The 21238-nt window shown below is 46.0% G+C and carries 17 protein-coding genes; 1 reads left to right on the top strand and 16 read right to left on the bottom strand.

What is annotated here, in order from left to right:
* Window positions 1-13: 13 nt before the first annotated feature.
* The 12 genes from rfbD to galF all read right to left on the bottom strand — a co-directional run bounded on the left by rfbD (window position 14) and on the right by galF (window position 14206).
* On the bottom strand, window positions 14-877 hold the full coding sequence (rfbD, locus tag EGY08_RS25470) for a dTDP-4-dehydrorhamnose reductase (protein ID WP_112167142.1): 864 nt from the start codon (window positions 875-877) through the stop codon (window positions 14-16).
* Complete coding sequence (rfbC, locus tag EGY08_RS25465) at window positions 874-1410, bottom strand: dTDP-4-dehydrorhamnose 3,5-epimerase (RefSeq protein WP_112167140.1); 537 nt, start codon at window positions 1408-1410, stop codon at window positions 874-876. Before rfbC ends, rfbD begins: the two co-directional genes overlap by 4 nt.
* Before the next feature lie 2 nt (window positions 1411-1412).
* On the bottom strand, window positions 1413-2282 hold the full coding sequence (gene rfbA / locus EGY08_RS25460) for a glucose-1-phosphate thymidylyltransferase RfbA (protein WP_112167138.1): 870 nt from the start codon (window positions 2280-2282) through the stop codon (window positions 1413-1415).
* Window positions 2283-2302: 20 nt separating this feature from the next.
* Entirely contained in the window at window positions 2303-3367 is a 1065-nt protein-coding gene (gene rffG, locus EGY08_RS25455) for a dTDP-glucose 4,6-dehydratase (protein ID WP_112167198.1), read from the bottom strand.
* Between the two features lie 51 nt (window positions 3368-3418).
* Window positions 3419-4330 carry a glycosyltransferase family 2 protein gene (locus EGY08_RS25450; RefSeq protein ID WP_112167135.1) on the bottom strand — a complete coding sequence of 304 codons (912 nt, stop codon included), beginning with the start codon at window positions 4328-4330 and terminating at the stop codon, window positions 3419-3421.
* A 35-nt stretch (window positions 4331-4365) separates the two neighbouring features.
* Window positions 4366-5793, bottom strand: coding sequence for an undecaprenyl-phosphate galactose phosphotransferase WbaP (wbaP, locus tag EGY08_RS25445; protein ID WP_112167133.1), 1428 nt, complete (start codon window positions 5791-5793; stop codon window positions 4366-4368).
* Window positions 5794-5904: 111 nt separating this feature from the next.
* On the bottom strand, window positions 5905-8070 hold the full coding sequence (locus EGY08_RS25440) for a polysaccharide biosynthesis tyrosine autokinase (protein WP_112167131.1): 2166 nt from the start codon (window positions 8068-8070) through the stop codon (window positions 5905-5907).
* A 15-nt stretch (window positions 8071-8085) separates the two neighbouring features.
* The gene (locus EGY08_RS25435) at window positions 8086-8520 is read right to left on the bottom strand and encodes a protein-tyrosine-phosphatase (protein ID WP_049080040.1); all 435 of its coding nucleotides are present in this window, start codon (window positions 8518-8520) and stop codon (window positions 8086-8088) included.
* The gene (locus EGY08_RS25430; RefSeq protein WP_123829113.1) at window positions 8520-9659 is read right to left on the bottom strand and encodes a polysaccharide export protein; all 1140 of its coding nucleotides are present in this window, start codon (window positions 9657-9659) and stop codon (window positions 8520-8522) included. The genes EGY08_RS25435 and EGY08_RS25430 overlap by 1 nt, the downstream gene beginning before the upstream one ends.
* A 129-nt stretch (window positions 9660-9788) precedes the next feature.
* Window positions 9789-11222, bottom strand: coding sequence for a capsule assembly Wzi family protein (locus EGY08_RS25425; RefSeq protein ID WP_123829112.1), 1434 nt, complete (start codon window positions 11220-11222; stop codon window positions 9789-9791).
* 997 nt (window positions 11223-12219) lie between these two features.
* Complete coding sequence (locus EGY08_RS25420; RefSeq protein ID WP_112167125.1) at window positions 12220-12849, bottom strand: phosphatase PAP2 family protein; 630 nt, start codon at window positions 12847-12849, stop codon at window positions 12220-12222.
* 460 nt (window positions 12850-13309) lie between these two features.
* Complete coding sequence (galF, locus tag EGY08_RS25415) at window positions 13310-14206, bottom strand: UTP--glucose-1-phosphate uridylyltransferase GalF (protein WP_024360046.1); 897 nt, start codon at window positions 14204-14206, stop codon at window positions 13310-13312.
* A 958-nt stretch (window positions 14207-15164) separates the two neighbouring features.
* Between galF and EGY08_RS25400 the strand changes: the two genes are divergently transcribed.
* The gene (locus EGY08_RS25400; RefSeq protein WP_004122529.1) at window positions 15165-16751 is read left to right on the top strand and encodes a TerC family protein; all 1587 of its coding nucleotides are present in this window, start codon (window positions 15165-15167) and stop codon (window positions 16749-16751) included.
* 243 nt (window positions 16752-16994) lie between these two features.
* On the opposite strand, the gene asmA is transcribed toward EGY08_RS25400, so the two are convergent.
* From asmA to alkA, 4 genes are all read right to left on the bottom strand, one after another.
* Window positions 16995-18842: an outer membrane assembly protein AsmA gene (asmA, locus tag EGY08_RS25395; RefSeq protein WP_064362738.1), complete on the bottom strand. Its 1848-nt coding sequence runs from the start codon at window positions 18840-18842 to the stop codon at window positions 16995-16997.
* Window positions 18843-18869: 27 nt separating this feature from the next.
* Complete coding sequence (gene dcd / locus EGY08_RS25390; protein ID WP_004122535.1) at window positions 18870-19451, bottom strand: dCTP deaminase; 582 nt, start codon at window positions 19449-19451, stop codon at window positions 18870-18872.
* A gap of 90 nt (window positions 19452-19541) precedes the next feature.
* On the bottom strand, window positions 19542-20183 hold the full coding sequence (gene udk, locus EGY08_RS25385) for a uridine kinase (protein WP_004122537.1): 642 nt from the start codon (window positions 20181-20183) through the stop codon (window positions 19542-19544).
* A 114-nt stretch (window positions 20184-20297) separates the two neighbouring features.
* Window positions 20298-21146, bottom strand: coding sequence for a DNA-3-methyladenine glycosylase 2 (gene alkA, locus EGY08_RS25380; RefSeq protein WP_004122539.1), 849 nt, complete (start codon window positions 21144-21146; stop codon window positions 20298-20300).
* Between the last annotated feature and the right edge of the window lie 92 nt (window positions 21147-21238).

Here is a 21238-nt window from a genome sequence, read left to right as displayed (position 1 = left end):
ATTATGCGAAATATTATTTCTTATTGATAAAATATAAAACCTTTTGCAGGTTTTTTTCAATACTAGATAGTTCTATACCGTAATGTTTTATTTTATCACAGTTTAAAGTCGAAAATTTCGGCCGCGTCGCTTGTGTTGGATATTCATCAGTTGTAATGGAATGAACCTTGACATTTTTACATATTATATTAATATTCTTTGCCTCCATAATTATCAGGGAAGCAAAGTCCTTCCAGCTCATGTCCTGATTACCACAATAATGATAAATTCCAGGCGTAGCTTTTGCTCTTATTAATGAAATGATCGCAAACGCAATATCACCTGCATATGTAGGACTGCCATACTGATCATCAACAACTTTAATTTCATCGCGCTCTGATGCTAAACGGACCATTGTTTTAACGAAGTTGTTGCCATACTCACTATAAACCCATGCAGTACGTACTATAATAGAGTTTTCGTTTTGTTCGAAAACAACTTTCTCTCCCTCAAGTTTCGTTCTGCCGTAAACACTTAGTGGATTTGTTAAATCATTTTCTATATAAGGTTCTTTTTGCTGGCCATCAAAAACATAATCAGTAGATACATGAATTAAAACTGCTCCGTTTTTTTTAGCAGCCGCAGCTAAATTTTTAGGCCCATCAACGTTAACAAGTTTAGCGATCTCTTTTTCTGTCTCAGCTTTATCTACTGCTGTATATGCTGCAGCATTTACTATGACATCTGGTCTTACCTCATCAACAAATTTTGAAACGTTCGAAAAATTTGTAATATCAAGCTCTTTAGTATCAGTTGCTATCACTTGCCAATCTTCAGGGATCCTATCCATGAAACAATGACCTAATTGGCCATTTGAACCAGTTAATAGTATTCTCATTCAAAAAGCTCCGTCAGTCGCTTACCAGCTTTATCTTTTTCTGATAATAAAGGTTTATCAATAGGCCAATCAATTCCTATATCTGGATCATTCCAGATCAAACATCTCTCATTTTCAGGAGTGTAATAATCAGTACATTTATACTCGAAATCCGCTATATCTGATATAACAACAAATCCGTGCGCTAGCCCGGGCGGAATCCAAAATTGGGTTTTATTATCCTCTGATAAAATTACCCCCTGCCATTCGCCAAACGTAGGAGAATCTTTACGTATATCAACCGCTACATCAAATACAGTGCCGCGTACGACTCGTACAAGTTTCCCTTGCGGATTATGCTTCTGAAAATGTAAACCACGTAATACTCCCTTAGATGAGCGTGAATGATTATCTTGCACAAAATCCAAATCTAAATTAAGCATGTCTCTATAACGATTTTTTTCAAACGTTTCGAGAAAGAAACCGCGAGCATCACCAAAGACTTTTGGCTGAATAATTTTCACATCTTTAATCTTCGTATCAAGAACTTGCATTATTATTTTTCCTCTACCAGCATCTTGAGATACTGTCCATATTGAGTTTTCCCTAGGACCTTGGCCTGAGCTAATACATCGTCAGAGCTTAACCAGCCTTTGCGGTATGCAATCTCTTCAAGGCACGCCACTTTAAATCCCTGTCGCTGTTCAATTGTATGGATGAATTGAGAGGCCTCAAGTAAACTCTCATGAGTACCGGTATCTAACCACGCAAATCCTCGACCTAATTTTTCAACATGCAAATTGCCTAGTTCAAGATACATTTCATTTAGCGTAGTAATCTCTAACTCACCGCGGGCAGATGGTTTAACTTTCTTTGCCATTTCAACAACATTTTTATCGTAGAAATAAAGTCCCGTAACCGCCCAATTAGATTTTGGTTCGGATGGTTTTTCTTCGAGAGACACTGCCCGATTTCTTTCATCAAATTCAACAACACCGAAACGTTCCGGATCCATTACCTGGTAGCCAAATACAGTCGCGCCGTCTGTTCGTTGCACAACAGTTTCTAACTTACGTCCAAAACTTTCACCAAAGTAAATGTTATCCCCCAGAACCAGCGCACAACTGTCCCCATCGATAAACTCTTCACCAATCAAGAATGCTTGTGCAAGGCCATCAGGGCTTGGCTGAATAGCATAACTAAATTTTACACCAAACTGACTGCCATCCCCGAGCAAACGCTTGAATCCAGGCATATCATCAGGAGTCGAAATGATTAAAATATCGCGAATACCAGCAAGCATCAGAACAGAGATTGGATAATAAACCATTGGTTTATCATAAATAGGTAAAAGCTGCTTCGAAGTCCCTTTAGTAATAGGATAAAGACGAGTACCAGAACCACCTGCAAGAACAATACCTTTCATTTTCTTCTTTTCCTAAAAAATTAACGAGACAAACCTAAGCGCTCACCCGCGTAGGAACCATCTTTTACACGACTCCACCATACTTCGTTAGCCAAGTACCATTCAACAGTTTTACGAATTCCACTTTCAAAGGTTTCCTGTGGTTTCCATCCTAACTCTTTATAGATTTTATCGGCATCAATTGCATAGCGCATATCATGGCCAGGACGATCTGTAACATATGTGATGAGATCGGTATATTGTGCAACCCCAGCAGGCTTAACCGGTACAAGTTCTTCAAGTAGATGACATATAGTCTTTACAACATCGATATTTTTACGTTCGTTATGCCCGCCAATATTGTATGTTTCACCTACAATACCTTCGGTAACCACCTTATATAACGCACGAGCATGATCTTCAACATATAGCCAATCACGGATCTGACCACCATCCCCATACACTGGCAGTGGTTTACCGTCTAATGCATTCAGGATGATCAAAGGTATCAATTTTTCCGGGAAATGATATGGCCCGTAGTTATTAGAACAATTAGTCACAATTGTTGGAAGACCATAGGTTCTAAGCCACGCTCGTACTAAATGATCACTTGACGCTTTAGATGCAGAATAGGGACTGCTAGGAGCGTAAGGAGTCGTCTCAGTGAATAGATCATCAGTTCCATGAAGATCTCCATAAACTTCATCAGTCGAGATATGATGAAAACGGAAATTTTGTTTTCCTTCCTCGTCTAACTGATTCCAGTGAGAACGAGCGGCCTCGAGCATCGTATAGGTTCCGATAATATTGGTTTCAATAAACTCGGCTGGACCATCGATTGAGCGATCAACATGACTTTCAGCAGCCAAATGCATTACAGCATCTGGTTGCTGCTCGTTAAAAATCCGATCAAGTTCTGCTCTGTCACAGATACTCACCTGTTCAAATTTAAAACGTGGGCTGTCAGCAACATCTGTCAATGACTCTAGATTACCTGCATAGGTAAGACTATCAACAACGACTACTTCGTCTGGAGTATCGTTAATTATATGACGCACTACGGCCGAACCAATAAATCCCGCACCACCGGTAACAATTATTTTCATGTTGCCCTCTAATATCAAAATAGCTCAATGTGAAAGATACTACCTAAGAATTCAAAAATCCCAATAACGCTTGTGCATACTAAATAATTTAATCAGTTTTCTAGGTAACTTTTCATATTTTTGTCCTAACTTGTACCCTAATATTTTCATAACATTATTTATGCATGCCAAAGGGATCCAATGAGGAGCATTTTTTAGCAGGAACTTAATTTCCGAGAGCAAATATCTCTTCCCCTCTCCTCCAGCGCCTCCGATACTTTGACGAATCCATGGTTCATCTTTATGGAACACACCAATATCAAAATAACGTCTGAACTCTTCTAATGGTGTGTAGTTATGAGAATGTTGTACCTCGGCCTTTGCAGCATAAGCCACCTTATAGCCAGAAAGAACGGCTTTTGCTGTGTAAAACATGTCCTCACACAGAATAGTGTTTGACGGGAACCCCCCTAGTTTTTTGAAGACTGATAGCCTATAAGCTGAGAAGGAATTTGACATAAATACTGTTTTCAATCCCATTTCTGGAATGTTTTCTTTCCCACAAATATATCCTTTTTCCGGATAACTAAATCCTCTAGCGTGTCGTGCAAGCGGATTAGCATCTTTATGAGGTAACTGCCGTCCGTAAGCACATGCAATACTCTCATCAGCAAATACTGATATTATTTCCTCAATAAAATTCTGATGGGGGATAGCATCTTGTGTCAGAAAAATAACTACATCATAATTTTCAATATACTTTTCAACAGCTTGATTTCTTGTACCGCCATGATTGAAATCACTGCCTGCTATAGTGAGCACATCGAAACCCGCTTTTTCCGCGATGGCAACGGTATCATCTTTGCTTGTGGAGTCAATAACGTGTACCAGCAAATTAGCAGGCGCATATTTTTGTATATTAGCGACTGCTGATCTCCATATTTCCCCACCATTATATGTTGGTATTGCAATATAGTATTTCATATTAAAACTCTTTATTAACTAATTTTAAGTGCGGTTTAATATGCACCATCCTTTTTCAATACCACACCAATAGTCTTAAAGAGAATGGCAATATCATTCCACATTGACCAGTTTTTAACATACCATGCGTCTAGATATACCCTTGTTTCATAATCGACATCACTACGCCCACTAACCTGCCATAAACCAGTCATTCCAGGTTTACTGAGAAGATAATAATCAACTTCATCGTTATATCTTTCCAATTCCGCAGTTATTATTGGCCTAGGTCCAACTAAACTCATTTCACCTTTCAGAACATTAAATAACTGTGGTAATTCATCTAAACTTGTTCTACGTAGAAACCCGCCTATTTTTGTAATACGGGGATCATTTTTTAATTTAAAAGTTGCGTCCCATTCTTGTTTTGCTTCTTTGTCAGTTGCCAATAATTCATCTAGGACTTCCTTAGAGTTAATTACCATTGAGCGAAATTTTAAACACTTAAATGGTTTACCGCCTTTACCAATACGTTCATGTCCATAAATAGCAGGTCCTCCATCTATCTTAACTTTCCTACTTATATATAGCAAAACAGGAGAAAGTATGAGAATAATAAATAAAGATCCAAATATATCAAACACACGTTTAAGAATCCGCGATGACATTTTAGCTAAATTTTGTTGCACACGAAATATCATCACTTCATGACTAAAAATGAAGGATACATCAGTGCTGTCGAGCGGCATACCGCGCAAAGTCGGAATTACCGATACGTAGCGATATCCTCTTATCATAAAGTTTCGCAGCCAAGCATTGCGTATTTCACCTTGGTATGACTCAACCGCGACTATAAATTGAGTTTTTTTATCAATCGTTGACAGCCAATTTAGATCGTTCATTAAAACCGGTATGCCATCAATGTCACTAACTCTTTTAGTGTCGCCTTCACATGCAATAAAACCTACAATTACTAACCCCAGATTACGTTCACTATTTATTGCTTTGTAAGCCTCTATCGCATTTGTACTACTACCAATAATCCATGTATCCCTACGCCATAAACCAAAAACATCTAACACTCTTTTCGTTATCATCCTTAGTGTAGGAACTAGAAATAATACGAATATCCAGGTTAATACCCATAAAAAACGTGAAAAAGACCAGGTAGTAAATGCCATGACGGCGATTTCTATTACTGCGAAAATGACTAATGTACGAAGTATTTCTTTTAATTCGAACCAAAATGTTTTTCGGTAAAAATAATGACGTAATCTTATGGTATACCAACCGACACAACAGAAAGCAAGAAGCCAATGAAGCGCAATCCAGCCTTCTATTTGATTACTAGGCACAATTTTTTCGTAATCGCTCATTGTGAGCGATAAAACACCTATAGCCAAATACAAAGAAATTACAAACGAAAAAAAATCAGATACTGCCAAAGCAATACTGACAATAATATTTCTGACGATAAGCGTCATAATGCCCTCTCTTCGATTCGCTTAACCCATTAAATCAATTTTCATAATTATATTTAGGTTTAGAATAAAGTATATGCAGAACCCTTCTTAGTCCCACATATACTTTTTTTTTTAATTTTTATCCTTGTAGGTATAACCGTAATGACTATACCCATAACCATAGTAACTACTGGCTTTTTTCACTACACCATTCAAAATACAACCTTTAACTACAATTCCAGTATTCTCAAATCTCTTAACACTTACTTCTATCTCTTTTACAGTATTTAGTTCAAAGCGCGCAACTAATAGTGTAGTACCCGCATAATGCCCAATCACGGCAGGGTCTGTTACTGCTAAAATAGGAGGAGTGTCTAATACTACAATGTCGTAGTTTTCACTTGCCCAATTTATTAACTCGCCAAAGCGACGATGCATTAGCAACTCAGCAGGATTAGGTGGAACCATTCCTCTTGAGATATAATCAAAACCTGCTGATGTAACTTTTTTGATGGCTGCATAAGGTTCAATTTTTCCGACTAATATATCGGAAAGCCCATTTTCGTTGTTCTCATGAAAGAGCTTGTGCGTATAACCTTTCCTCATATCAGTATCAATGAATAATACTTTTTTACCTGTTTGCGAGATTACTGCGGCTAAATTAGAGCTTACAAATGTTTTCCCTGCGTTTGGACTAGCACCTGAAATCATCAGAACGTTATTTCTTGCTTCCATCATGGCAAAATGTAAGCTTGTACGTAAGCCACGAATTGCCTCGATAGCAAGATCAGCGGGGTTATCTACCGCGAGAAAACCTTGATTTTCATCACTACTCTTTTTACCCCATTTTTTAGCTTGTGAAACGGTGTTAGTGTAGGATTCAGCAACAGGTATACTTGCATAAACATTACAACCCACTTCCTCTAATTGCTCAGGGCTTTCTATACCTCTCCTAAGGTAGACACGTAGTAATACGATACCAATTGAGACCATTCCACCCAATACAATACCGATAAGTACAACTAATACTTTCTTTGGTTTGACTGGCTTTAATTCAGTTACCGCATTGTCAATTATTCTGACGTTACCAATAGCACTTGACTTAGATATACTTAATTCTTGCTGGCGATTAAGTAACTGCATATACACAGCTCGCCCCGATTCAACATCACGACTAAATCTTAGTATTTCTTGTTGAGTTTCTGGCATTGTTGCCACACGTTTATTTAACTTTGTTTTTTCATCTTGTAATGTTTTTCTTTTTTCCATCAAAGCTTTATACGTTGGATGTTCTTTCGTATACAACTGAGATATCTCGGACTCGCGAAATGTTAATTCATTCAACTGGTTATCAACATTAACTATCTGATCAAGAACTGATTTTGCTTCTAATGACAAATCAACGGAATCATTTTGCTGACGGTATTTATTTAATTTATCCTCAGCTAAATCTAGTTCACTTCGAACTTTAGGCAATTGTTCATTTAAAAAATCTAAACTTTTCGCATCCTGAGCAGCCTGCCTTGCAATATTTTGGGCAAGGTAATTATTGCTAACGCTATCAACTATTCTTTCAATAAGTTGTGAGTTATCTCCAGTCAAGGAAATACCCAACATTCCAGTGTCCTTACCTTGATCGGCGACTTCCAAGCCCTCTTGTAAATCTGTTATTGCCTTTAATCTACTAACGTATTTAATTGAGAATTTAGCACCTGGTGTCGCCTTAATTTCATCTACTTTTATTGTTATACCACCTTTGTCTAACAGCTCCCCCACTTTACCATCGTAAGATTCATCACCAATATCAAGTTTAAAATTGTTATTATCGATTACTATTAATTGAATTTCAGGGACATCTTCCCCATTTGATTCAGGTATATATAACCGTGATACTGACAGCGTCCCTGGTTTATCTCCCATTAACCTTGCCATACCTCGCCCAAATATTGGAAAATATTCTTGCTTTACTCGTATTTGCAGATTTAAATCATCTACAGTTTTGCCAAGAATCATACGCGAGCCAAGTAATGTTATTTCCGGTGCAGATTGTGGCTGGCTATTAGGAAGCATCTGGCTAAGATTATTTAATATAGCATTAGCCTGTTTTTGTTCAACTTGTACAAGGGCATTTGCTTGATAAATGGGTGTAGCAAAAATTGCGTATAATAGTGCAATTAATGTAAATAAGGATGTTACTGAAACGATTAGTTTCCTATGATCGATAACTTCCCCAACAAGGCGACCTAAGTCAATTCCTTCATCATCTTTAGATGTAGATTTATTTATTACTGATGACATGCGATTATTCCTGAATTATGCACCTAATTTTTCGGCCCAAAGTTTACCAGCCTGTTCAATAAGCTTATATACAGATAGGAAGGCTTCATCACTCTTGCGATACGGGTCAGGGATTTCCCTTTGATTTAACCAGTGTCCAAACAGCATTATCTTCCCCCTTGCTTCAGGTGCAATATTCCCTATCTGTTCTATATGAGAGCGTTCCATCACTAAAATCAAATCATATTGGCGCGCTAAAGCAGATGTAAACTGGCGTCCTGAATGACCTTCTAGTGAAAGACCATGCTGTTCAGCTACCTTCACCGCACTGGCATCAGCAGCATGATTTACTAATGCCCCAGTACCTGCTGAATTAATTCGTTTAGTAGGCAAAGCAACCTGAAGATAGCGCTCACCTATTGGTGAGCGGCAAATATTTCCGGTACACACAACTAGAATTGAATCAAACATCAGTTCGGCCATCTCTTAATGTAGCGTACAGTTTCAGTCATATCATGTACTCCGGTGATAGTTGGGACTAACTGAGATATGACCCTATTCCAACGCACCAGCGGAGCGGTAGTGACATACACAATGTCGTAAGGCTGTAGCTGAAATTCTGTGCCTAGAACCATTGCAGAAGCATCTTGAGCATTTAATTGATAGATACTAGCGATTTTGCCTTGATTATCACCTTTCAATTGACGAACCACGAAGATACCAGTTGCATCGCTCATCGATTGAGCAATCCCTTCGGAATTCCCTAAGGCCTCTGCAAGTGTCATCCCACTACGATCCATCTTGAGCGTGCTCTGCTTACCGACCTCGCCCATGACAAACACTTTCAGGTCATCGTTCCTAGGAACAAAAAGTATGTCACCAGGGAATAAGAGGTGATTCTGTGTAAGGTCGCCTTTCTGCATAAGTGCATACAGTGAAATCTTCGTATCCTTACCATTATGAGTCAGGACGACATTTCTCCAGTCGGCATCAGCCGCAAGACCACCCGCAGCGTTAATTGCATCCATTACAGTCAGAGGAATGTTTGTAATGGCTTGCTTACCGGAATTTGTTACTTCTCCAGTTACGTAAACTTTCTGCGATCGAAACGCAGCAATACTGACATCAACCTGCGGACTTTCAATATACGTAGTCAGGCGATTCGCAATCTCTTGTCTCACTTGCGTTAACGTTTTACCTGCAACCTGAACTTTGCCAATATATGGATAGAAAATAGTCCCATCAGAGTTTACCCAGTTGCCCGTATCACTTGCGCTACGATATTGACCCGCAGGGGTTGTCAACTCAGGGTGATCCCATACAGTAACCATAAGCACATCGCCAACGCCAATACGATACTCATAGCTTTTTAACAGGCTATCTAATTGAGGATTCGAACGAGCAATGACGGGTTCGGGGCGGAGTTTATCTATCAGACCCGGCGTCATGGGATAAACATTAACCAGTTTATCCAGATCGTAGTCGCTATCAGGCAGCTCAACAACATTCTTACGAAGGCTATTCAATCCCTGGCCCGGCATGATTGTACAACCCGATAAAAACCCTATAGCTAATGCCAATGCCGAAAATCTAACAATTTTTTTCTTCATAATGTCACATCATCAGTAAACTAAAAGTGTCTAATTCCCAAACTACCGCGCGTTTTTAGCTCTTCACAGACTGCTGAAACCATCGGTCACATAACACCCTGCTGACATCCTAAAGTTGCTGTAGCTGGGCTATAAATTAAATGGTATTTCAATCCCGGCACTGGCACCAACGTCGTCGCTATCACTGTTATCAGCATCGGTGTACCAGAGAGAAGTATTTAAACGCACTGATTTATACACATCACCGCTCCAGCCCAACTGTACTCCTTTCAGAGTATCCGATTGCGGGAAGGCTTTATTTATCGACTGACTTCTAGGATTGACCTTGGCATAGGCCAGGCGTGCGCTCCAGCGTTGATTATCTTCCGTCACCAATTCAACCTTGCCGGCGTATAATTGGCCATCGCCGCCCATTGCGTCACCCAGCGGGTATCCTTGTTGATAATACCCGTCGGTATAAATATGGTGGTTGTAGCTGTAGTTCAGGCGGTCCATGTTCGATCGAGTATCATGCGCTTCCACATACCAGTTGATGGCATCTTTGCCCCAACCGTGGTGTCCCTCAACTCCTCCCAAGAACATATTTGCAGAGGGAAGATAGCCGGCCTCGTCTTCACCAATAAGTTGACCATAGAAACTTATCGGCCAACCAAGCGTAGGCTCTAGCTTAAATTTAAAATCAAAACCGGCTAGCTGGTTACCCGGTTCATTGGCTGTACCGGTGTTATCTTTACCCGTAAAACCATCCCAGAAGCTGCTAAACGACTCCGGTCTCCCCTCCCCGCCCCACTGCATAATGCGCGATGCACCAAGCTCAAGGGACTGGAAAGGAGAAAACGTCAGACGGCCACCGATAATTTTGGTATGCGGTACGGCGGTATATTGATTCATCTGGCTGGCGGAAATCTGATACTGCCAAGGTCCAATCCAGCGCAGCCACCAGGTTTCCGGTGCAGCCTGTTCAGCACGCTGCATTAAAACGCCGGTCATCGGGCGCATCGCATCACCGCGGATTAGACTTCCTTCATAACCCGGTCCCCACCACTGCGGCATCTGGCCGAAGGAGAGCCATTGGTTCCAGAATTTAACCGCGCCGTAGGCGCCGTTAGCATTAAAACGTGAACCGTTGCTGATGCGTTCGTCACCTTCAACGTTGCCCTGCAGGTGCACATCCCACCATTCGCCGCTGTTATTAAAGGCTAATGATAAAGAGCTATCCGCAGGCTGATTCTGCCCAAACCCCTGCGGCGTTCCGGGTTTATCCGTTGAGGTATAGCCACTCACCCGGAAATCAGCTTTTAAGGAATCGAGGCGTTGGTTGATTCGAGCGAGAACAACCTGTTCAGAAGAGTAAGAGGGTTTTGCTTTCTTAAGTGCCCGATTAATCTCTTCCTGGCTCAGAGGCCAGGTCGACAGGCTGAGATGAATAACGCCGCGATCGGAAAGCCACGCCAGATCGTTGCGCAGTTCGTTGTCATTCATCACTAACCCGGAGGCATAGGCAAGTGAGCTGGCAGAAGTTAGCAGCCCTAATGCGAGTGCGATTCGCGCAATTTTTATCATTGTACAAGATCCATTTAAAGCCCCGTTTCCGCAAGCTGGCGCGACAAGGGGAACACTGATAGATGCAGCGCCCTCTGACGCCAACCTTTGCTATTTTTGGTCTACAGGTTTGATCAAAGAAAACGAAAGCATGTTATCGGAATCTCATGCCAATGCTCGCTTTCGGTTCACAGGCTACCTGCAGTACACAATGTATGCGAAATTGTTATTGAAGGCCATTCCTTACGCTTCATACCCGCAGCTTCTCCTGCCCGCCGTCAAACGAACACGTTCTGAGCTGGCGACAACATGCAAGTATATACAGGTTGTAAAGATAATCACCTGTATAGCGTTCACTTTAGGAATTTCAGTCGCATGAAATGAGATGTGATATGGAGAAAACGTTCGTCCGCAGGTACGCTACCGCCCTTGGCTTAACAGCTACCAATGCACTGTACTTCTTTCCCTTTAAATTCAATCGCTGATTTCGATAAATCGGCGATTAATCCATCAAAACAACAATTTCGCGGCCATAAGTTTACGAGATTCTGCCCTCAATTGGGAGCGTAATCTTGAATTATCAGATACGCTGGCAGCACTATGAACGACCCGCCGATAAGGTTATTGTTTTCCGGCTATCACTATCAAATGCCAACAGTATCGAACAACCAGATAATTTCAACCTTATGATTTTATTACTTTTTCACCACAGAAAGTGTATTGACTTAGTTTCAAATTAATTATAGTTAGTCAACTACAAAAATTAATAGTGAAAAGAATTATGCCAGCATGCTGTTATCATTAATAAATTCGATATTTAGCCAGAAAACTTATTTAGGAAACATCCTGGCTGATTATCATTATGCTAATTATTGTGCAGAATGACCCATCACAGATTTATTTCATGGATATGAAATATCGCAACTGCAGACCATTTCACTTTAAATTTCATATTGCATACATTGTGAACAGAACATGAGTCGCTCTGAATCCTTCATCTCTTCCATGCTACCCTGAGTCAGTAAAACCCCTTGTGCAGATCAACTCGGGTAAAAGGTTTTTCCAGTGGGCCAAGCTTTACCGCTATCTCGCCCAGCAGCGATTGGGTTGGCGCTTTCGCCCCGGTATTCAGCAGAAGCGCCGGGATAATGATCATGCTCGCCAGGCCGCCAAACGATAGTTGCGCTGTATGAGTATCGCGAACACGCAACTGGAGTAGCAGAAAGGCTGCGCTCCCTGCGGCACCCAGCAGTAAGCCGGCAATCACTTCCGAAGTTGAATGTGCATGAACCATCAAACGGGAATACCCTACCAGCCCGGCCAGTGCATACCCTAATAAGACGGCAGTAAAACGAAGAGCTGGTGTGGCGCGCGCGCACAGTAGCCATAAGAGGATTGGCCAGAAAGCGGAAGAGAGTGCGGTGTGCCCGCTAAAGCCAGTGAAGTCCAGCTCGCGAATCCCGATACCCCAACCCATAAATGCCAGTTTTGATGCGCAGACAATGGCGCCAGTTATGCCGAACAGCAGAGCCCAGTGCCAGGCCAGCTGCTTTGAATCTTTTCGCAGAAAAAGAACGATAAACAGTACGGCCGCACTGGGTAACAGTACGGTGCTATCGCCAAAAAAAGTGACAACTTGCCAGTTCATTTCTTTTTCATCCTTTGACGATCTCTCCAGTCCGTAACGTCTTTTCCGCGACATTGGTGTGGGCATACACAATCAGTAACTTCACATTATTATGCATGCGTTACCGTTGTTTAATGCGCAAACATGATCTCAGTCAAGTTTTATTTTCGTCTCACGCCTTGACTAAGGGCCACTTACTTAAGAAAAGTCTTAGTAAGTAATTATCAGCAAAGAGTAAATTTAGCTAGTCCGACCATTTCAGCATGTTACGTCTTCTACTACTACCAGAAGTCTCCGAACATTGCCTCATGTTCGCAAATGCTACAATATAACAAGAAAAATGCTAACCCATTGTATTAAAATGGATATTAATCAGCGATATCTGCTGAACTTAACGTTGTGAACGGCCACGAATTGTCTGTTCTTCATCAAAAAGCTCGGGCCGTTCACTCTCATCCGCTAAAAAGCCATAGCGCTGAAACTACGCCAGCAGCTTCTTAATGCTCTCGCGGAATTTTGCCCCTTCTTTATGGTTACGCAGACCGTAGCTTACAAAAGCCTGCATATAACCCATTTTTTTACCGCAGTCATAGCTATCGCCAGTCATTAACATTGCATCAACCGACTGCTTTTTCGCCAGCTCGGCGATGGCATCGGTTAACTGGATACGTCCCCAGGCGCCCGGTTCGGTGCGCTCCAACTCGGACCATACATCGGCAGAGAGCACATAACGCCCCACCGCCATCAGGTCGGAATCCAGGGTTTGCGGTTCATCAGGTTTTTCGATGAATTCAACGATTCGGGCCACCTGCCCAGCCGATTCCAGCGGATCTTTAGTCTGAATAACAGAGTACTCGGAGAGGTCGCCTTCCATCCGTTTGGCCAGAACCTGGCTACGGCCCGTTTCATTGAAACGCGCTACCATCGCGGCAAGGTTATAGCGCAGAGGATCGGCGCTGGCGTCGTCCAGAATGATATCCGGGAGCACCACCACAAACGGGTTATCGCCAATCAGCGGGCGGGCGCAAAGAATGGAGTGGCCTAACCCCAGCTGCTGGCCCTGACGCACGTTCATGATCGTTACGCCAGGCGGACAGATAGCCTGTACCTCCGCCAGAAGCTGACGTTTTACGCGCTGTTCGAGCAATGCTTCCAGTTCGTAGGAGGTGTCGAAATGGTTTTCTACCGCATTCTTGGATGAATGCGTCACCAGCACGATTTCCTTGATTCCCGCAGCTACAATTTCATCAACAATATACTGCACCATAGGCTTGTCGACGATCGGCAACATCTCTTTCGGAATGGCCTTGGTGGCGGGCAACATATGCATCCCTAATCCTGCTACCGGTATAACTGCTTTCAAACTCACCATTTTCATATCCACCCGTATGGTTATAAACCTTTTGATCCTGTCAGTTTGTATGTATCACTGGCATTTATCAGTGATGATACACGGTTGATCTCTGCCATACTGTCCGTCAAATTCTGAAATTACACGCAGAATTTAAGAATACACGCAAAGTCTACATACCAATAGACAGTTTTAAGAAAATTCTTATGCGCATTTTTTAGACGAAAATACCTAATATTTACAATAGGTTATGCAGAAAACCTACCCCATTCAATTCATAAGATAGAGTAATGGAGTTTATCGTTTCTCCATCATTCCTCTTTTAATACCTTGTTATCTTCCACCAAGAGTTGACACAGAACAAGTGACTGCAAAAAAATAAAAATCCAGACCATATAATCGATTATAGTGATAATAAAATTATTTAACGTACAAAACCGTCTGAACTACAGCAAATTACTCGTCACTATTGGCTTCAGCGGCACCGAGGGCTCTTCCGTTAAAATCGGGCGCATTCTCCTTGCTGCAAATTATACCCAGCACCGTTTTGTCGCTCTGCCTCCCCGGTAACGCGCAGCACATCCTCCGGCAAAAATTGATCTCCGACAAGCCACAACATTAAGTAGTATAAATATCTAAATTCCGGAAAATCGTTGTTATATACATCAAATCTATTGATAAACTTTACCGTTGCGGGGCCGCTTCCTGGTATAGCAACTCACCGCCTCCGTAGGATCCAGCTTAAAATCATGTGGACCCTCTCAGTCTATATCGATGGAAATTCGCACGATGACAAATAACAATCAACCGATGTTCTGATGGTTGAATATGGTTATATCCTGCGCAAGTGGCTATTTTATTTACGGGTATTACGAGGCCCGATTTTGTACCTGAGGTAATTAGCAGCAGAAAATATTGCATTTTATCTATGGCTTATCCATGATCGGTACATGGCACTCTTAGGTTGTAAAGGTTTTAACTGAATATGGAATGGATTGCCGACCCCTCGATCTGGGCCGGGCTCATCACGCTTGTCGTTATTGAGCTGGTACTCGGTATTGATAATCTGGTCTTTATCGCCATTCTCGCGGAAAAACTCCCTCCCGCGCAGCGTGACCGGGCGCGCGTGACCGGTCTGCTACTCGCAATGGTGATGCGCCTGCTGCTGCTGGCGTCGATCTCATGGCTGGTTACTCTCACCAGGCCGCTGATTACGTGGCACGATCTAAGCTTTAGCGCCCGCGATCTGATTATGCTGTTTGGCGGGTTGTTCCTCCTCTTTAAAGCCACCGTTGAGCTCAACGAACGGCTGGAAGGCAAAGATAGCGATAACCCGACCCAGCGTAAAGGCGCCAGATTCTGGGGGGTGGTAGCGCAAATCGTGGTGCTTGATGCCATCTTCTCTCTCGACTCGGTGATAACCGCGGTCGGCATGGTTGACCACCTGGCGGTCATGATGGCCGCGGTGATTATTGCTATTAGCCTGATGCTGATGGCCAGCAAGGCCCTCACCCGCTTTGTTAACAGCCATCCGACCATCGTTATTCTCTGTCTGAGCTTCCTGCTGATGATCGGCTTTAGCCTGATTGCCGAAGGCTTTGGCTTCCCCATACCCAAAGGCTACCTGTACGCGGCTATCGGCTTCTCGGTCATGATTGAATCCTTCAACCAGCTGGCGATTTTTAACCGCCATCGCTTTCTGTCGGCCAACCTGACGCTACGCCAGCGAACCACTGAAGCGGTGATGAATCTGTTGAGCGGGCGCAAAGACAGTAGCGAGCTGGATAGCGAGACCGCCTCGCTGGTTGCCGATCGCGACGATAACCCGCTGTTTAATCCGCAAGAGCGGCGGATGATTGAGCGGGTACTGAATCTCAATCAGCGTACCGTCAGCAGCATCATGACCTCGCGTCATGACATTGAACATATTGATCTCAGCGCGCCGGAAGAGGAGATCCGCGCCTTACTCGACAAAAATCAGCATACCCGCCTGGTGGTTACCGGCGGCGATGATGACGAAGATATGCTTGGCGTCGTGCACGTGATCGATCTGCTGCAGCAATCATTACGTCATGAACCGCTCAACCTGCAGGCCCTGATTCGTCAGCCGCTGGTGTTCCCGGAGATGCTGCCGCTGCTTCCGGCGCTGGAGCAGTTCCGCAAAGCCAGAACCCACTTTGCCTTTGTGGTCGATGAGTTTGGATCCGTTGAGGGCATTGTTACGCTCAGTGACGTTATGGAAACCATCGCCGGTAATCTGCCTAATGAAGTGGAAGAGATTGACGCTCGCCACGATATTCATAAAAACGGCGACGGTAGCTGGACGGTTAACGGGCATATGCCGCTGGAAGACCTGGTTCAGTATGTTCCCCTACCGCTGGATGAGAAACGTGAATACCATACGGTCGCCGGTCTGCTGATGGAGTACCTACAGCATGTGCCCCAGGAAGGTGAAGAAGTGAACCTTGACGGCTACGTTCTGCGCACGCTGCAGGTGGAGAGCCATCGGGTGCAAAAAGTACAAATAGTGCCGCCGGCGCATGATGAAGATGAACTGGACTATGAAGTGTAATGATCTCTTCAATGAATTTTCTAAAGCCGCACGAACAATGGCAAACCGATTTTTGAGGAGCCGCTGACATTATTGCCGGGTGGCGGCTAACGCCTAACCCGGCCTACAAACCCACCCTCGCAACACATCACGCCTTACCCGTAGGCCGCGCAAGCGAAGCGCCGCCGGGCAATGCCACATGTCGCACTTTGTCAGCAAAGACGCCGACCCTGGATTATCATCCGCCGACAACAACCGCCAGACTTACAGCTTATCCAGTAGCTTCTTCACATCCTTGCCATCCTGGGTGTTTTTATTGCGTTCAGCCCATTCGCTAAGCCGTTTTTTCGCTTCATCCTGCAGCTGCTTACGGAGTATCTGGTCAACCTGCAGGCTATAGCTCAGCGTCTGCCAGTTACCATAAATTCGCAAAGGGATCGCCGTCTGCTTGAGCCTGTCGATGAGTTTACTTTCGCCCTTCCAGCCACCCAGAACCCGGACGTTGAAGCGCATATCGCAGTCCTCTTTCAGCAGGTTAAGCTCTCCCTGACCGGTTAACGCCATCAGTTCAGATTTCCCCTGCATATCCTTTAAGGTCACCTGTCCATTATCCAGCGTAAACTCGGTGCTGACGGAATCCAGCCGGGTCGCATTGTCATAGTTTTCCTGCGCCTGAACGTTGGTGCTGCGCTCGACGGCCTGCTGGACCAGCTGCTGGAAGTTGAGACCTTCAGTGCGCGTATCCGTCATCTGAATTTGCGCCTGCCCCTGCCAGCTGCGGCGGAACTCGTCGGCATCAATCTTGCCGCCGGAGAACTCACCAGTCAGCGAGAGCTTGCCGGTCAGGTTTATCGAATAATTGAACGCTTTCAGAATCGAGCCGATCTCAACGTTGTCGAGCTGTGGCTCGAAGGAGGCTCGCGGCGTTTCACCTTGCGCGTCCAGCGAGCCGGGAAGCGAGAGTCGCCCACCGTCCAGGTTCCCCTGCATCTGATGAATCGTCAGCAGCCCTTGCAGGTTGCTGATATCGCTTTTCACTTGGGTAAAATGCATGCCCCGCCACTGCAGTTGCTCAGCCGTCAGGCTCAGCCGGGCGTTAAAACCGCGCAGCGAGTTGTAATCCTGCTGAATACCGTTATCCGCAATCACCGGGCGTAGCTGCCTGGCCTGGCTTTGCCCTTGCTGGTTAACGCCATTATTGTCAGATGCAGAGGTATGAGACAGCAGGCTATCGAGGTTGAGCGTGCCCGCCTGAAGATTCAGCGTCCAGTCAGGCTGTTGGCCCAGCACCACGCTGCCGTTGCCGGCAAGGGTACTGCCGTTAGCCGTTAAGTTCAGCTTATCAAAGCTGAGCTTTTTCGCATCCTCGAGCCAGCTGGCCTGCATGCTGGCCTGGCCGCTAATCCCTTCAGGGGGAAGCTCCGCGCCGCGAAGCTGCCAGTTCAGTTGTGAAATATCCGCCTTCAGAGAATGAGGATAATCACCGCCCTGCACCTCGGCGGAAAAGGAAAGCGCCAGATCGCGCTGATCGCGGTTCACCCGGCCAGAGAAATCGACCGTTGCGCGATGGCTGCTGTCCTGCTCCATCTGCAGGCGGATATCGCGCACCGTCACCTGCTCGCCATCTTCATGCTGAAAAAAGAGCACGCTATCGGCAATCTGCAGCTTCTGGACATCGTACGACCAGCCGCGATCCTCGGGGACCTGAGGCAGCGTGTTATCATGCGGGACGACCGGAGCTCCCTTGCTTCGCACGGCTTCGGTTTTGGGGGTCAGCTGAATCACCGCCCCCTTCAACATCACCTGCTTAACCTGCAGCTGATGGGAAAGCAGTGGAAGCAGCCCGACGTCAAGGCGCATATTATCCGCACGAATAACAGGTTCTTCAGCGCCCGGGGCGGTCAGGGTCATGCGGCCTGAGAGAATGCTGAGCTGCGGCCAGACGTGCCAGCGCAGCGGCCCATTGAGTTCAAGCTGATAGCCGCTACGATCCGCCACCTCTTTAACCATATAGGCGCGAAAATCGTTGGGGTTGACCAGCAATACCAGCGCGGTAAGACCGGCGACAACTACCGCCAGTAAGATCATCAGCGTGGTCAGAATTCGTCTCATGGCATCCTCAGCAAACCGCTAAAATTATCAATCCTTGTCGATTCGACTCGCTACCGCGCCCTGCTGGTCGCGATATTTCGCATCTTCGCGGCGGTTATAAGGGCGCACCGCCGGGCCGGATAAAGGTTCAAAACTTAACGCGCCGATCAGCATCCCTGGACGCAGCGCCAGCGGCAGCTTACCCGAATTATAGAATTCCAGTACGATACAGCCGGACCAACCCGGATCGATACGGTGTGCGGTGACGTGCACCATCAGGCCCAGACGCGCCAGCGAAGAACGGCCATCAAGCCAGCCGACGAGGTCCGGCGGCAGGGTAACCGATTCAAAGGTCACCGCCAGCGCCAGCTCGCCCGGATGCAGGAAGAACGCTTCACCATCCGGCAGAACAATCTCTTCGCTCATCACGCGATCCAGCGCCGCGCTGACTTCCGCCTTCGGCCCACTCAGGTCAATAAAGCCCGCCGTGTGCCCGCGGAAAGTCCGAAACTTATTCCCCAGCCGAACATCGACCGTCGCGCCGTTAATGCGCTCAACGGGCGGGCGCGGATTAATGGCCAGACGCCCCTCATCCAACCAGGCTTCTATATCTCGGTCGCACAGACGCATGAACGTTCTCCTTTAAGGCATTGCGCCCCTACGCCTTCCGGGGATAAGGGCAAATTGGCTTCTCTTTGCACGTTACACAATTCGTTCGTGTTATTCAAAGAACTGACTGATCTTGGCCTTCAGAATATCGATGGCGATACGGTTCTTACCGCCGCGAGGCACAATAATATCGGCATACTGTTTGGAAGGGTCGATAAACTGCAGGAACATCGGGCGCACCGTTTTCTGGTACTGCGCCATCACCGAATCCATTGAACGTCCGCGCTCGTTAACGTCTCGCTTGATGCGTCGCATCAGGCAGATATCCAGCGGGGTGTCGACAAAAATGGAAAAGCTGAGTTCATTGCGCAGGCGGGCGTCGGTCAGCAGCAGAATCCCTTCAAGAATGATGACTTTCTTTGGTTCGATATGGATAGTTTCCGGCATACGGGTATGCTCAACGTAGCTATATACCGGCAACTCTATCGGCTGGCCGCTTCTCAGCATCTGCAGATGCTGAAACAGCAGACTATGATCCATGGAGCTCGGATGGTCATAGTTGGTTTTTACACGCTCTTCCATCGACAGATGACCTTGATCCTTGTAATAGCTGTCTTCCGGAATAACGCCGATATGTTCATCGCCGACCTGTTCACGTAATTCACGATATAGCGTACTGGCGATAAGGCTTTTGCCCGAAGCCGATGCGCCGGCGATGCCTATAATGACGCACTGATGAGACGTATCAGTCATAAATTTTTGCGACCTGATTAACCTGGGAATGTAGGAAGGGTGGCGGTTGACCGCCAAACGCCGCAATTATAGGGATTTCAGCGCGTCGATACCAGTGCTAAGCGCCTCTCGGGTCTATTCCTCCTCCGGCGACCAGCCTTGCGTATACCAGATATGCAATAAAGCGTACGAGCGCCAGGGGTGCCAGCGGCTGGCGTAGCGCGCAATCCGCGCCGGCGTCATGCCGGGAAAACGCTGTTTAATCAGATAATCATCCGCCAGAAAGATATCCGGCGCCTGCCAGCCGCGCAGCGCGAAATAGTTCGCCGTCCAGCGGCCTATGCCGGGCAGCGTCTGCAGCTGCTTTATTCCGGCGTCGATATTCTCCGGCGCGGAGAGGGGGAGATCGCCGCGGATAGCCGCCTGCGCCAGATGGATCAGCGCCTCCGCGCGCCGCAGGGGCATGCCCAGCGCCTTTAGCGCCAGCGGATCGGCCTGCGCCAGCCGCTGCGCGCTCGGGAAGAGATAAAAGCCCGGCGCGTCGGTCAACGGTTCCCCGAAGGCGGCCACCACTTTCCCGGTGAGCTTTGCCGCCATGGCCACGCTCACCAGTTGCCCGAGCACCGCGCGTACCGCTTGTTCAAACGCATCCAGGGATCCCGGCAGGCGCAGCCCCGGCCTTGGCAGCGCGAGATTTCCCAGCGTCAGGCCGATCTGCTGCGGGTCGCAGGACAAATCAAATAAGCGCGCAACCCGCGCCAGGCACTCTTCCGCGACCGGCTGTAGCCCGGCGGAAAGCGTCACCCGCATGCCCTGCGCGGCGTCATCCGGCGTCACCGCGATCAGCCCGGCGTGGCCATTGAGGGCAAAGCTGCGGCAGTAGCTGTTGTCGACAAAGGTTTCAATCCCTTGCACCGTACGCGCCTCAAGAAAATGAAACATCCATTGCCAGTCGTAGGGGGGATGCCAGGGTAGCAGCGTCATCTTTTCTCCTTTTTTAGCGCTTCAATCATAGCGGCTCTGCGCCGCGGGCGCTTTGTTTTTAAATTCCAGTTGTCGCAGTCCCGTCAATCCGC

It is taken from the genome of Klebsiella sp. FDAARGOS_511, from assembly GCF_003812845.1.
GTDB classification, from domain to species: domain Bacteria; phylum Pseudomonadota; class Gammaproteobacteria; order Enterobacterales; family Enterobacteriaceae; genus Klebsiella; species Klebsiella grimontii.
Note: the sequence above shows the minus strand (reverse complement) of the source record. Positions and strands in the feature narration are given on the sequence as shown.

Excerpts from the sequence above, each read along its gene's own strand:
- EGY08_RS25450 (WP_112167135.1), bottom strand. The coding sequence starts at position 4,330 with ATGAAATACTATATTGCAATACCAACATATAATGGTGGGGAAATATGG.
- udk (WP_004122537.1), bottom strand. The coding sequence starts at position 20,183 with ATGACTGATACGTCTCATCAGTGCGTCATTATAGGCATCGCCGGCGCA.
- EGY08_RS25435 (WP_049080040.1), bottom strand. The coding sequence starts at position 8,520 with ATGTTTGATTCAATTCTAGTTGTGTGTACCGGAAATATTTGCCGCTCA.
- asmA (WP_064362738.1), bottom strand. The coding sequence starts at position 18,842 with ATGAGACGAATTCTGACCACGCTGATGATCTTACTGGCGGTAGTTGTC.
- EGY08_RS25420 (WP_112167125.1), bottom strand. The coding sequence starts at position 12,849 with ATGAACTGGCAAGTTGTCACTTTTTTTGGCGATAGCACCGTACTGTTA.
- dcd (WP_004122535.1), bottom strand. The coding sequence starts at position 19,451 with ATGCGTCTGTGCGACCGAGATATAGAAGCCTGGTTGGATGAGGGGCGT.
- EGY08_RS25400 (WP_004122529.1), top strand. The coding sequence starts at position 15,165 with ATGGAATGGATTGCCGACCCCTCGATCTGGGCCGGGCTCATCACGCTT.
- rfbC (WP_112167140.1), bottom strand. The coding sequence starts at position 1,410 with ATGCAAGTTCTTGATACGAAGATTAAAGATGTGAAAATTATTCAGCCA.
- EGY08_RS25430 (WP_123829113.1), bottom strand. The coding sequence starts at position 9,659 with ATGAAGAAAAAAATTGTTAGATTTTCGGCATTGGCATTAGCTATAGGG.
- rffG (WP_112167198.1), bottom strand. The coding sequence starts at position 3,367 with ATGAAAATAATTGTTACCGGTGGTGCGGGATTTATTGGTTCGGCCGTA.
- EGY08_RS25425 (WP_123829112.1), bottom strand. The coding sequence starts at position 11,222 with ATGATAAAAATTGCGCGAATCGCACTCGCATTAGGGCTGCTAACTTCT.
- alkA (WP_004122539.1), bottom strand. The coding sequence starts at position 21,146 with ATGACGCTGCTACCCTGGCATCCCCCCTACGACTGGCAATGGATGTTT.
- galF (WP_024360046.1), bottom strand. The coding sequence starts at position 14,206 with ATGAAAATGGTGAGTTTGAAAGCAGTTATACCGGTAGCAGGATTAGGG.
- wbaP (WP_112167133.1), bottom strand. The coding sequence starts at position 5,793 with ATGACGCTTATCGTCAGAAATATTATTGTCAGTATTGCTTTGGCAGTA.
- rfbA (WP_112167138.1), bottom strand. The coding sequence starts at position 2,282 with ATGAAAGGTATTGTTCTTGCAGGTGGTTCTGGTACTCGTCTTTATCCT.
- EGY08_RS25440 (WP_112167131.1), bottom strand. The coding sequence starts at position 8,070 with ATGTCATCAGTAATAAATAAATCTACATCTAAAGATGATGAAGGAATT.
- rfbD (WP_112167142.1), bottom strand. The coding sequence starts at position 877 with ATGAGAATACTATTAACTGGTTCAAATGGCCAATTAGGTCATTGTTTC.